Raw genomic sequence first — 13406 nt, 5'->3', positions numbered from 1 at the left:
ATGTATGTCTAATATAGGTAATGTAGAAATTTTACAAATTATAGATTCTGTAGCTCGTGAGAAAGGAATATCAAAAGAAATTTTGATTTCAACGGTTGAACAAGCGGTACAAGCAGCAGGACGAAAAAAATACGGTAATGAATATAATATTAAAGCTCAGATAAATAGGAAAACCGGTGAGATAAATCTTTTAAGGATCTTAAAAATAGTAGAAGATGTAGAAGATTACTTAACGCAAATCTCACTTGAAGAAGCTTTAATAAAGAATCCGGAAGCTAAAATCGGTGATGGGATATATGAATATTTACCGCCGATTGATCATGCTAGAGTATCGGCTCAAGCTGCAAAACAAGTTATAACTCAACGTGTTATAGAAGCTGAACGTGAAAAACAATATCATGACTTTAAAGATAGAAAAGGCGAAATTATAAATGGGATAGTTAAGAGAATAGAATACGGTGATATAATAGTTGACCTGAGTCGTGCTGAAGCAATAATAAAAAAAGATCAATTAATTAAGGGTGAGAATTTTAAACCTAATGATCGTATAAAAGCATATGTACAGGATGTAAGGCAAGAAACAAAAGGACCGCAGATTTTCTTGTCTAGAGTAGATAACCAGATGCTAGTTAAACTATTTAAGCTAGAAGTACCTGAAATTCTTGAATCTATTATTCAAATAAAATCAGTAGCACGTGATCCCGGTTCAAAAGCAAAAATAGCGGTATTTGCTTCGGATAGTAGTATAGATCCCGTAGGCTCATGCGTAGGTATTAGAGGTAATAGAGTAAAAGCCGTAACAAATGAATTAAACGGAGAGAAAATTGATATAGTATTATGGAGTAATGATCTTGCACAGTTTATAGTTAATGCTCTTGCACCGCTTGCACCTGGGGAAATCACAAAAATTTTGATTGATGAGGATAGGCATAAGGTAGAAGTAGTAGTTTCGCAAGAAAATCAAAGTATTGCAATAGGTAGAAGAGGGCAGAATGTTCGTTTAGCTTCTCAGCTTACAGGTTGGAATATCGATATAATGACCGAAGAGCAAGAATCAAAAAGAAGAAATGAAGAGTTCTTAACTTCTACGGCATTATTTATGGAAGCTTTAGATGTTGAAGAAGTTATAGGTCAGCTTTTATCGGTAACGGGATTTAATTCAGTAGAACAAATTGCTAGTAGTGAGATTAGTACTTTAACAAGAATTGAAGGCTTTGAGGAAGAACTTGCCGTAGAGATTAAAAATCGAGCTATTAATTACGTCGACCTTAAGAATGAAAAGATTATCAAAAAGCTAGAGGATCTAGGAGTTGAGCAAGAATTAATAGATATATTAGAATTATCGCTTGAATTAATATTACAATTTGCCGAATATGGTATAAAGACCATAGAAGATTTAGGAGAGATGAGTGTAAATGAATTTAAAAATTTAGCTCCAAATTCTAATATAACGGACGAAAATATTAAATTGCTGATTAAAACTGCTAGACAGCATGGTGCATTGAAGGATAGTTAGTGGGTTGAATGTAGGGTGTATGTCATTCCTGCGAAAGCAGGCATCCAGAATAAATAGCTTAGTAATTAGGGCGTCCTTGAAAAATAAACCTATAAAAATAAGTTTTTTTATAAATTTTAGTGGATTCCCGCTTTCGCGGGAATGACATAAACGAGTCATGCGAGCAACGCCGCTTTTAGCTAGGAATGACATAATCAAGTAGTAGACGGAAAAAAACAGAAACACAAAGGTTTTAAATATGACGGATAACCAGGAAATCAAACCCAAAAAGTTGACACTTGGCAATTCAAAATTATCGCTTAATAAGTCTTTTGACTCTCTTACAGGAGCTCAAAGCTTTGTTAATGCTAAATCTAAAACGCTAGTAGAAGTTAGAAAAAGCTCTACCGGTAGTGCTACTACCCTTTCATTAAATAAAGAAAGGAATAGCTTAGATCAAACTGTTATTGATGCTAATAAGGAAGAATTTAACAGACGTTTATCTATTCTTAAAAAAGCTGCTGAGCAATCTCAATTAAATGACCCTTCAAAAATAAGCACTTTAAGCAAACTTGCAAGTATTAACCAGTCTGCTAACTCAAAAATAGAACCGCTAGAAACTGATAAAGAAGTTGAACAAAAACAGCAAAATACCGAAGAAAATAAAGTAGAAGTTAGTGCTAAAATCGTTCAAGATGATGAAGATATACCGTCACAAATACCTAAAAAGAAAGAAGAAACTTTTGTAAAGTCTCCTTTAGTAGGAATGCGAACACGTTACGGTATAGAATCAGAGAAAGAATTAGATAAAACAGCAGATAGTAAAATAATAGCACCAAAAATTAAGCTAGAAGAGCCAAAAAAATTCAAAAAAGCCGATCTTTTCAATATGCTTAGCGACGACGAAAGCGGCAGCGGTAGAACTAGAAGTCTTGCTTCTATAAAAAGAGCTAGAGAAAAAGAAAAGCGTAAATTAGTATCACAAGCACCTGAGAAAGTATATAGAGAAGTGACGATCCCGGAAGCTATCGGAGTCGGCGATCTTGCAAATGCTATGTCTGAAAGAGTGGCTGATGTAATTAAAGAATTAATGAAACTCGGTATTCTTGCAAATGCTAGCCAAACAATAGATGCCGATACGGCAGAACTAGTTGCAACAAATTTAGGGCATACGGTCAAAAGAGTCCAAGAGTCAGATGTTGAAAATGTTTTAATTAGTGATGATAAGGTTGAGGATTTAAGAATGCGTGCTCCGGTTGTGACGGTAATGGGTCATGTCGATCATGGTAAAACCTCATTGCTTGACGCTCTTAAGTCTACAGATATTGCTGCAGGTGAGCTAGGCGGAATTACACAACATATTGGGGCTTATAGAGTAACTCTTGCAGACGGTAGAGCAATTACTTTTATTGATACTCCGGGGCATGAAGCTTTTTCGGAAATGCGGTCAAGAGGTGCTAAAGTAACGGATATAGTTATTATAGTGGTCGCAGCAGATGATGGAATCAAAACGCAAACGGTTGAGGCAATTAATCATGCGAAAGCAGCGGGCGTTCCTATAATTGTAGCTATTAATAAGATTGATAAGCCTGATATTGATATTGAGCGTGTAAAGAACGAATTATATGTCCATGAAATTATCGGCGAAGAGGCAGGTGGTGACGTTATGATTATTCCTATCTCGGCACTAAAGAAAATTAACTTAGATAAACTTGAAGAAGCAATTTTATTAATTGCAGAAATGCAGGATTTAAAGGCAAATCCTTTCGGTTCAGCTGCCGGTGTTGTAATCGAGTCAAAAATTGAACAAGGAAGAGGCACGCTAACCACTATATTAGTGCAGCGAGGTACTTTAAGAAACAGTGATATTATAATAGCTGGTACTGCTTACGGTAAAGTTAAAAAGATGACTAATGATAAGGGACTAGAAATAGTAGAAGCAACTCCGTCTGTTCCTGTAGAAATTCAGGGGTTAAATGCAGTGCCTTTTGCCGGCGATAAATTTAACATAGTACAAAATGAGAAACAAGCAAAAGATATAGCCGAATATAGAATGCGTCTTGCTAAAGAAAAAAAAATATCTATTGCACCGCGTTCAAGTTTAGAAGATTTGTTTTTAAAAGCTTCCGGTAATAGTAAAATTAAGGAATTACCTTTAATTATTAAAGGTGATGTTCAAGGCTCGGTTGAAGCTATTTCAGGTAGCTTATTAAAATTACCGAGTGATGAGATAAAGCTTCGTATACTTCATAGCGGCGTAGGTCCGATAACGGAATCCGATGTATCTCTTGCACATGCTTCTTCGGCTATTATTGTTGGCTTTAACGTTAGAGCAGGGGCAAATGCCTTAACTGCCGCAGAAAAAGAAAAAGTCGATATTAGATATTATAGTATAATATATCATTTAATTGATGATATAAAAGCCATTATGAGCGGTATGCTTGATCCGATCGTTAGAGAGCAGTATATCGGAAGCGCAGAAATTAGACAAATATTTAATATTACCAAAGTTGGCAAAATCGCCGGTAGTTATGTAACTAAAGGGATTATTAAGAAAGGAGCGGGCGTACGCTTATTACGTGATAATGTAGTCATTCATGAAGGAAAACTCAAAACTTTAAAACGCTTTAAAGATGAGGTTAAAGAAGTTAGAGAAGGATATGAGTGTGGTATAGCATTTGAAAATTACGAAGATATTAGAGAAGGAGACACAGTTGAAGTTTTTGAGCTAATTCAAGAACAAAGACAATTATAATATACTCGTTGAACTTCAAAAATTGGCTACATTATCATACAAGTACTGCGGCATTGTTGCATGGATACTACTAAATCGTCATTGCGAGTAGTTGTAGACTGCATGGCAATCTCATGAAATAATAACAAACTCCTGAGATTGCTTCGTCAATTACTTCGTAATTTCCTTGCAATGATGAAAAGTTAGAACCACGCAACAATGCCCTGCTTTCGCGGGCATGACATTTAGTAGAATATCCCTTTTTGATAAATTAATCAATTTTAAGTAAAATATAATAAACAGTTAATAATTATTAGCCTTTAATTATTAGCCTTTATCTTGACCTCCTCATAATTTCTATTATAATGCAATGTTGATTATTATAATCAGAAATGAGGAAAAATTATGGCCATAACATCAATTTTTAATAAGTTACAAAATTTAATCCCAAATAATACCTCTCCAAAGTCAGCCTCCTATCTTGCTAACGATGAATTTGAGTTTATAACTTCTCCTACTAAGCAAGAAGAAAATATGTAATAAAAAAATAGTAGAAGCTCAAGCTAAATATCCTTTTTTAAATTCTAAAATAATCTTCCAAGAAGCAGTAAAAGGTCAGCCAGATACTCTAGGCATCTCTCAAATCAGATTTACAGATCTTTTAAATAAGCTTGATGGTAGTGAAAAAGTAACTAACACACCTAAAAGTAAAGGTTTTTTCAGTACATTTAGTTCATCATTAAAAACAGTTTATGATTTCGGAGTAAAGAGTTTTAATATTATAAAAAATACATCTAGTATTCTTTCTTCTAAAGTTGCTGAAACTTTTAATTTTGTGAGTAATAAAGTTTTTTCTTATTTAAATAATAACGCTGAAGAAACATTTAATCTCTTAGATCAACTAGAAATTCTTCCTGATAATGAGTTAGTAGAAGCAATTTTAAACACATCTGAAAATGCATTAGATGAAGTTTTTGAAAAGATAACATATAAAAAATTGGTAGAATTAATGAATAATATTTCCGATGAACAACCACAAAAATTAGTTCATTATATTTTGCCGGAGCATTTTGAAAAATTAATGCAATTTATTCCATTAGATAAATTAAATACATATATGGATACTACCCTTTCTTTAGAAAAGCTTACCGAGCAGGAACTAAAAAAATTATCAGATGAGGATATTTCTGATGAACAGCTTGAAAATATAATTATTTTAGCAGGAGAAGAAAAGCTTGCAGAAAATTTTGATATTATTCCAAATAAAAATTTAGTAAGAATCATGAGTCATATTTCAAATGATAAGCTAGCACCAATAATTTCGCACGCCTCAGATGAAAGTCTAGTAAGAATCATTGATATTATTAACTCGGATAATCATGATTTATCGAAATCATTAGTTGGGCAAATAATAGCCTTAATACACGACAAGAAGTGTGTAAAGCAAGAATCAGGTGCAGTATCTGATAGTGATATTCCGGATTCTTTGATTATGAAGATGAAATAAAAGTATCAGACAATCAAGTAGAACACTCTAATAGTGATTTTACTATGAAATTATCTTATAATTTTGGAGTCTTTAATTATGAAGATGATGTAGTATACTTATAATAAAGCTCTTATGTCATTGCGTTGATTATAGAAATCCAGTAAATGGATTTCTACTTTTAACTAGGAATGGCATAATTGATTGCGATTTTAGCATCAGGAGGGCGTATGTATAGTGGCTCGATAGAGCTATTTAATTTTACATCGCTCGACAATCTACTAGCAATATATCTACAGGTAACCCAAGCTTTAACTCGTGCAAAACGTGGCAAGGTTATTATATTCGGCAAATGCATAATTTGGTGATATATAAATTCAAGTCCGCTACCGCAACAAACTATATTCCCTTTCTCATCTGTAAGCAGTTGTATAGCATACTCGAAATCTATCAATAACGGCTCTTCTATTTGTCCTGATTTATGAAAAACTTGCATATAAAGCTGTGAGCGATAAGCGTTTAAAAAGACATATATTTTATCATAATCTTTAACTTGAGTTATGGCTCTAAAATAAGCATATTCAAAATTGCTAACCGCTACTGCTTTAATATTCTCCTTGGAAAATAATATACCTTTAGCACTAGCAAGTCCTATTCTAATGCCGGTAAAGCTACCGGGTCCGTTAGTTACCGCTAAATAATCTAAATCATCATATGAACATTTAGCTGATTTCATCACGTCTTCTATCATCGGCATTAGATTTTCTGCTTGCATAGAAGGACGTAATTCTTCTATACATGCAAGGATATTCTCATTTTCGGATATTGCTACCGATGCAGTATTATTGGCTGTGTCAAATGCTAGTATTTTCATAGATTATTATTTGAATAAGTCACTATGTGTACCGGTATGTATATAGATAGTGTACCGGGAAATTTTTGAAAAGCCCTTATGTCATTCCTGCGAAAGCAGGAATCCAGGCTAAAAAAATCTTGATTTTAAAGATTTTTTTTATTAAATTACTTTCTTCTTGAGTAAAGCTTTTAAGAAGCTTTACTCAACTGGATTTCCGCTTTCGCAGGAATGACATGGAATAAAATAGTAGAGGTTTGCAGAATCATATTAAATTAAGCTTTTTATACATTTCTTTATACGCAGAATATTTATTAATATTTAAACCTTTTGCTGATTCTTCTAATATTTTTATTGATTCTGCATTTAATGCTTTTTCCTGTGCTATTTTATGATATATCGCTTCTCTTACAAAATTCATAATAGTATCATTTTTATGTGCAGTGTGAACTTTAAGAAAATGATGTAATTCGTTTGGTATATCTATGCTTAGTCTAGTCATATTACATACTTATTTAAGTAATTACTTAAGTAAGTATATCATAAAATAAGAAAAATAAAAGTAAAAATATAGTCTCTAAAAATTATTTAAAGTATATTCAATAAAAGTTTGGCGTGCTTCAACCTGTCTATTATTATGAAATAAATATCTATTAAAAAAATAGTTTGTTAGAGCTAAAGCTTGCCGTTTTTCTTCTAATGTAATCTCACTATTATCTGAAAGTAAAAATCTTGGTAACATCAATAATTTATCTTTATAAGGTTTTCCTACTTCATATGATAATGCTCTAGCTGATTTAGGTGATACATAGATTAAATCAGTTGTAACATGGCTCACGCCGCACTTGGTAAGATCAAGCTTATAACCCGTCTCGGCAAGTAAAGCTAGCTCAAAATTAATATAATCACGAAAACAAAAATTCTTTGATAAATTATCTAAATAGTTAATTAGAAATGAAAAAAATTTAGAATGTTCTTCTCTTTCATGAAATAACTCTTTAATTAAAGATATAACGGAATTAAAGGCATATAATTTAGCTTTATTTGTGATAAAATAACCGGTGTAAGATTTAATGAGTTCACATTTAGCCATGCCAATATGTTCATGTAATCTTGCCTGCCAAAGAAAATCTATAATATTCCCTTCTTGATATATAAATTTACTTTTTTTAGAAAATTCTTTTACAACTCCCGAATATAAACCATGATTTTTAGTAAAAACCGTAATAATAAATGTATTTTCTTTCAAAGGTTTTTTAGCAATTATTACTCCTATATCTTTGATATTCATGGTTTTTTATTAAATTTTCGTCATTGCAAGGAAAATTACGGAGTAATTGACGAAGCAATCCAGTTAAAAATGCTAATTTTTAGCATTTTTTTAATTATTTTCTGGATTGCCGTGCTCCTTTCAGTCGCTCGCAATGACGGTTTGATATCCGTACAACAACCCCCTAGCTTCCTCAGAATTTCCTGTATATGATATATTCTTATACCCTAGTTTGATTGCAGTAAATAAAGCGGCGTGATCCTCTCCTACATTTACGGTAAGATCTAAAACTTTTTCCGGAAATTCTTTACTTAGAGTTTTAAACATGTAATCAATTGCTAGCATACCGTAATATTTTACGCTAGAGGCATGATTTGTTAATATCAGCTGTTCTTCTACACTAGATAAAAAATTACGTGCTTCTTCCAAATTTCTTATTTCATAAACTATACTCATTTAATTATCTCTTTTAGGTCCTTTAAATGTGAGACGGAAGATATGAAGTCATACGTTAAATTTTCAAATTTAGAGCAGATAATCTTATTAAATCCAAGTTTTACGGCTTCTTTTATTCTTGTTTCTGCTTTTGCGGTTTTTCTTATTTCACCCGATAAGCTTATTTCGCCGAAAAAGACGCTATGTTCGGGTACAGGGTTGCCGGTTGCAGCAGATATTAAGCTCGCTGTTACTGCTAAATCAGAAGCAGGATCGGCAATTTTAAGTCCCCCCGCAATGCTTAAATATACCTCATAGTTAGCAAGATTCAGTCCTATCCTACTACTAAGCACGGCAAGTATCATTGATAACCTATTAGCATCCCAGCCCACCGCAGAGCGTCTAGGAGTTACCATATTTGAGGGTACTATAAGGGCTTGTACTTCCATAAGTAACGGTCTTGAACCTTCGATTCCTGCAAAAATAGACGTACCTATAACGTTCTGTTCTCGCTGCATTAAAAATAGTTCAGACGGGTTTGTTACTTCAATAAGCCCGCTGCCGCTCATCTCAAATACTCCTATTTCACCCACACCGCCAAAACGATTTTTATATGAGCGTAAAATACGGAAATGATTATTATGATCTCCCTCAAAATATAGCACGGTATCAACTAAATGTTCAAGTATCTTAGGACCTGCTAGTTGTCCGTCTTTAGTGACGTGACAGCTTAATAAAATAATTATATTGTTTTGCTTAGCATAATTAACAAGCTCATTTGCACATGTACGAATTTGCGAAACAGTGCCTGGAGGCGATGATAATTCTTTTGTGGTAATTGTTTGAATAGAATCAATCACTATTAAATCAATATTATTTTTATTAGCTTCTATACTCGCAATAATATCTTCCAAATTAGTAGCTGCTAAAATATCGGTATTATAGTTAGTTAGGTTTAGCCTTATGGCCCTTAATTTTATTTGGTCTAACGATTCTTCGCCCGTTATATATAAGCAATTCATCTTTGATGCAAAGTTACTTGCTGCTAGCTGTAGTAACAAAGTAGATTTGCCTATACCAGGGTCTCCTCCTATTAATATAGCAGAACCAAGTACTAAACCGCCGCCTAGTACTCTATTGAATTCACCTATAGGGGTAGGGATGCGTAACTGCTCGGTTACATGCCCTGAAAGCTTATCGAAGTCTTGCTTACTACCGACTTTAACAATTGCTTGATTTGTACTTATTATCTCTTCGACAATACTACCCCATACACCGCAATCAAAGCACTGCCCTGACCATTTAGGACTAATATTTCCACAGTTAGAACATATGTAATGTTTTTTGGTCATGTTTGTTTTTAATGTCTTGTTACACGGTTCTATGTCATTCCCACGAAAGCGGGAATCCAGAAAAAATAACCTTAATACAGGTACAAAATTACATACTATTAATAAAATAAAAATATAAAAACAAGTTTTTATATTTTATATGTTTTACTGGATTCCCGCCTTCGCGGGAATGACGGTAAAGCTCAAAACCAACAGCTTACTCTTACCATATAGTTTTTCACGTATAATTTCAATATTTTCATCTAAAATATAATCATCTGTTTTAGCCATCTCAATAACTATAATAGCACCGTCTTTGAGCCAATTATTTTTTATCAGCAGTTTCATTACTTTAGGCACTATATTTTTATGATAAGGGGGGTCTATAAAGACAAGATCAAATGATTTATTAGATATCTTCCCAAACTTCGCTTCTAGAGGTAATTTAGACGTCGATCCGGTACTCGCATCCTCACGTACTAGTGTGTACGCTGCGGTGCTGTGTTCCGTGTCTCCTTTAGATCCCTCTCTATAAGCTGGTTTAAAAAGATGTCTAGTAGCTTTCGGTAGATTTAAAGCATTAATATTAACGAAATTAACATTATTTTCAATGTTTAGAGATTTAGCAAATCCTTCTGCTATTTTTAATGAGGATGTATCAATATCAATTAAGGTAGCAAAACCTGCTCCTCTTGATAGGCTCTCAAAAGCAAGGCTACCGCTACCGGCAAATAAATCGAGAATGTGAGTATTTTCGTTAAATAATTTATTACCGGTAAACTCACCGGAGGTTAATATACTAAATATTGCCTCTTTGAGCTTACCGGTGGAAGGTCGATATTTGATATTTTTAGCGGTAGGTATAATTTGGTTTCTATATTTACCGGATATTATTTTTAACACTTATTTAGTTATATGCTTCTTTTATTGAGCGTGATTTTTTTTCGTCTTTTATTTTTGTGGCAAATCCTTTGCCTTTAGTGTTAGGCTTAAATTTTGCTGCGAATGTATTAGATTTTGCTTGTTGTTTTTCTACAGTTTTATCTTGCTTTTCTTTGATTTCTACTTTTGGCGTTGCTTGGTTTAAATTATTTTGTGCTTGTTTTAAAAGATCTTGTTCTTTAGCTTTATCAATATTATTATTTACATTATTTAAATTTTCTTCCCTTTCTTTAGATTTTTCTGTCTCAGCTTTTTGTCTTGCTTGTTGTTTTGCTGTTACTAATTCATCAATATTTTTAGGAGGCGGTGAGATATATTTATCTATACTACTAGTTAAGTTTTCAAATGACTTCTGAAGATTGCGTAAAGGTTTTTGAGTGAGTTTATAAGTTCCGGTAGCGACTAGCCCTCCGGCCAAAATACCTGCTCCTAGAATGACAGCTTTAGTAGTAAGGGCCGTGCCGGTGACCAATAACACAGGCATTGCTACGAAAGGTGCAGCTGCTACTGCAAGACCGGCTACTACGGCAAGTCCTACTAAAAATTTTTTACTTGCTAAAAAATTTGTTACGCGGCTAATTCCTGATGTAGTACTTTTAGCAAGTTTTGTACAAAGCTGTCCTACTCCGGTTTTCAGAAACCAACCGCTTTTCTCTCTTGCATGAATTTTATCTTGTAATTTAGCATGTTCGTTAACATTGACAGATGTTTTTTTACCGTCTTTATCTTGATGATCTAAATTCCCTTTAGCCTCACCTTTAGTATCATGCATCTTTGTAGCATCGTTGATTTTTGCTTTATCAAAATCTGCTCCTTCTTTATTAATTCCAGCTAGATTTGCTGCTTTTAGATTCGCTTGTTTTAGATTTGCTTCTTTAAATATAGCCTCGGCTGCTTCCACTGCTTGCATATCGGCATTTTCCAACACTGCTTTAGTGAAATTGGCTTTAGTAAGATCGGCACGCTGCATAATTGCATTTTTAAAGTTAGCTTCCTTAGCATTAATATTTTTAGCAATAGCATCCGAAATATTTAATCCCTCGGCTTCTGCTTTTTCTAAAGTAGCATTACTTAACTTAGCAAATTGTGCAGTTGCATTAGTAAGCGTAGCGTTTGTAAGATCGGCATATTCAAGATTTGCTTTATCAAGCTGTGCTTTTGTTAAATCAGCGTTCTTAAGTTTAACACGCTGCATTATAGCTTCTCTTAAGTCAGCTTCTTTTAAAGATAGTATATTTTCAAACTCAGCATCGCTAAAATAGGCATTTCTTGCAGTTATGCCTTGCATGTTACATTGCTCTTTAAATTTTGCTTCTAATGCATGTGTTTTATTCATAAAAACATTTTCAAGATTAGTAGAAACGATATTTGCTTGATCTAGAAGTGCATTATTTAAAACTACCCCCTGCATTTGAACTCTTTGCATATCTGCATAGGCAAGCGATATACCGGTAAGATTAGAATTTTTCCATTCTGAATCTTTAATAATTAACTTTTCGGCATCGGCATTAACCATCATAACCGCATTAAATTTGCTATTTGTTACCTCTACTTCAGATAAATCTACTTTAGGCATGTAAGCTCTCGACATATCACTATTTTCAATTTTGCTCTTTTTAAGATCAGCAAAAAGAAATCCTGCGTTACGAGCCGTAACGTTTTGAAAAACGGCATTTTGTAAATTAGCTCCTTCAAAATTAGTAAAATCTAAATTACAATTTGAGATTTTGACATTCTCTAAGTTGGCTGAAGCAAATAATGTATTCTTCAGGTTAAGATTAGTAAGAGTTTTACCTGATAAATTAATCGCTGAAAGATCAGGAACTATATTTAAATCTTCTGAAAGATTTTTTTGCTTTCTAACAAATTCGGTAAGAGATAATTTTGTATTGGATTGTTTTGCTGCTTTAGCTAAATATAGATCAAATTCGGCAGAAGTTAATTTTATATATTCTTTCGGTATATCTCGTTCTGTGGCAGTCGAACCTATAATATATGATGGGTCTAGTGTTATTTGTATTTCTTCGTCTTTTAACTGCTCAAAAATACCATCTAAACCCTTACCGCAGAACATTCTAAGATTATCTAAAGCATATACTTCAGTTTCTAATTTGTTTACTTCATGCTGTAACTTGTTGATTTTTTTTAGTTCGTTTTGTCGGTTTCTAGCAATAGTTTCTGCACTATTCCAAAAAGCATTTAAAAGATTGGTAGCAATCCCAGGATTATCTAAATTTTGCTTTAGAGTTTCTAACTCTTCTTGCTTAGTCTTTAGTTCTTTTGATTTGATGTCCCATAAAGTTTTTTCGTCTTCTCCAGCCAAAATATATTTCTTTGTCTTCGTAGCTTCATCTATAACTATTTCTTTGATATGTTCTTTTTCTAAATCTTTATCTATATATTGATTTAATCTTTCAAGATCTGAAAAAGATAGTTTTATATCTCGTATTTTATCTTTGAGATTGGGGATTTTATAGTTATCATAATCATAATCTTTATAATTAAAATCTGTATAATGAAGATTTGCTCCTCTAAAGTCGGTACCGATAAATGTACAATCATTAAATTTTACATTTGTTAAATCTGAATCACATAATATGGTATTTGTTAAGTCACAATTATTAAATACGGCATCTGTTAGTATTGTACCTTGGAAATTAGCATTGGCTAAATCTGCGTTAATTTCCATATTTTCTAAACTAGTAATGATAATGTTATCATTATCTTCAGCGAAATATTTATTTTTGATAAAATCATTTAGCGAGACACTAGGGGTATCTTTTATATAACCAAGGTAATCGTTTAGGTCTTTTTCTGCACATTTATATATATTAAGATTTGTCATATGTATTCTATATGA

General features: G+C 32.9%; 9 protein-coding genes and 1 pseudogene. 3 read left to right on the top strand and 7 right to left on the bottom strand.

Going from position 1 to position 13406, the window contains the following annotated elements; all coding sequences use genetic code 11:
* Positions 1-4 precede the first annotated feature (4 nt).
* The 3 genes and pseudogenes from nusA (at position 5) to RSL_RS04190 (ending at position 5840) form a co-directional block, all read left to right on the top strand.
* Positions 5-1516, top strand: coding sequence for a transcription termination factor NusA (nusA, locus tag RSL_RS04200; RefSeq protein ID WP_014273588.1), 1512 nt, complete (start codon positions 5-7; stop codon positions 1514-1516).
* A 238-nt stretch (positions 1517-1754) separates the two neighbouring features.
* Positions 1755-4250: a translation initiation factor IF-2 gene (gene infB, locus RSL_RS04195; protein WP_014419857.1), complete on the top strand. Its 2496-nt coding sequence runs from the start codon at positions 1755-1757 to the stop codon at positions 4248-4250.
* Positions 4251-4634: 384 nt separating this feature from the next.
* Positions 4635-5840, top strand: a pseudogene (locus RSL_RS04190) (hypothetical protein).
* A gap of 56 nt (positions 5841-5896) precedes the next feature.
* Here RSL_RS04190 and tsaB read toward each other — a convergent pair.
* The 7 genes from tsaB to RSL_RS04155 form a co-directional block, all read right to left on the bottom strand.
* Positions 5897-6589, bottom strand: coding sequence for a tRNA (adenosine(37)-N6)-threonylcarbamoyltransferase complex dimerization subunit type 1 TsaB (tsaB, locus tag RSL_RS04185; RefSeq protein WP_014273585.1), 693 nt, complete (start codon positions 6587-6589; stop codon positions 5897-5899).
* Between the two features lie 244 nt (positions 6590-6833).
* Positions 6834-7070 (bottom strand): hypothetical protein, encoded by a 237-nt coding sequence (locus RSL_RS04180; RefSeq protein ID WP_010977422.1) that lies wholly within the window; start codon positions 7068-7070, stop codon positions 6834-6836.
* A gap of 75 nt (positions 7071-7145) precedes the next feature.
* Positions 7146-7859: a DNA repair protein RecO gene (gene recO / locus RSL_RS04175; protein WP_004998176.1), complete on the bottom strand. Its 714-nt coding sequence runs from the start codon at positions 7857-7859 to the stop codon at positions 7146-7148.
* Between the two features lie 120 nt (positions 7860-7979).
* Entirely contained in the window at positions 7980-8294 is a 315-nt protein-coding gene (locus tag RSL_RS04170; RefSeq protein WP_004998178.1) for a hypothetical protein, read from the bottom strand.
* Entirely contained in the window at positions 8291-9625 is a 1335-nt protein-coding gene (gene radA / locus RSL_RS04165) for a DNA repair protein RadA (RefSeq protein WP_014273584.1), read from the bottom strand. The genes RSL_RS04170 and radA overlap by 4 nt, the downstream gene beginning before the upstream one ends.
* Positions 9626-9769: 144 nt before the next feature.
* Positions 9770-10507 carry an RsmD family RNA methyltransferase gene (locus RSL_RS04160; RefSeq protein ID WP_014273583.1) on the bottom strand — a complete coding sequence of 246 codons (738 nt, stop codon included), beginning with the start codon at positions 10505-10507 and terminating at the stop codon, positions 9770-9772.
* 4 nt (positions 10508-10511) lie between these two features.
* Positions 10512-13391, bottom strand: coding sequence for an effector protein SrfD (locus RSL_RS04155; RefSeq protein ID WP_014273582.1), 2880 nt, complete (start codon positions 13389-13391; stop codon positions 10512-10514).
* Positions 13392-13406: the final 15 nt, after the last annotated feature.

Source organism: Rickettsia slovaca 13-B, assembly GCF_000237845.1.
In the GTDB taxonomy this organism is placed as follows: Bacteria; Pseudomonadota; Alphaproteobacteria; order Rickettsiales; family Rickettsiaceae; genus Rickettsia; species Rickettsia rickettsii.
This window is presented reverse-complemented; position numbering and strand designations above follow the sequence as displayed.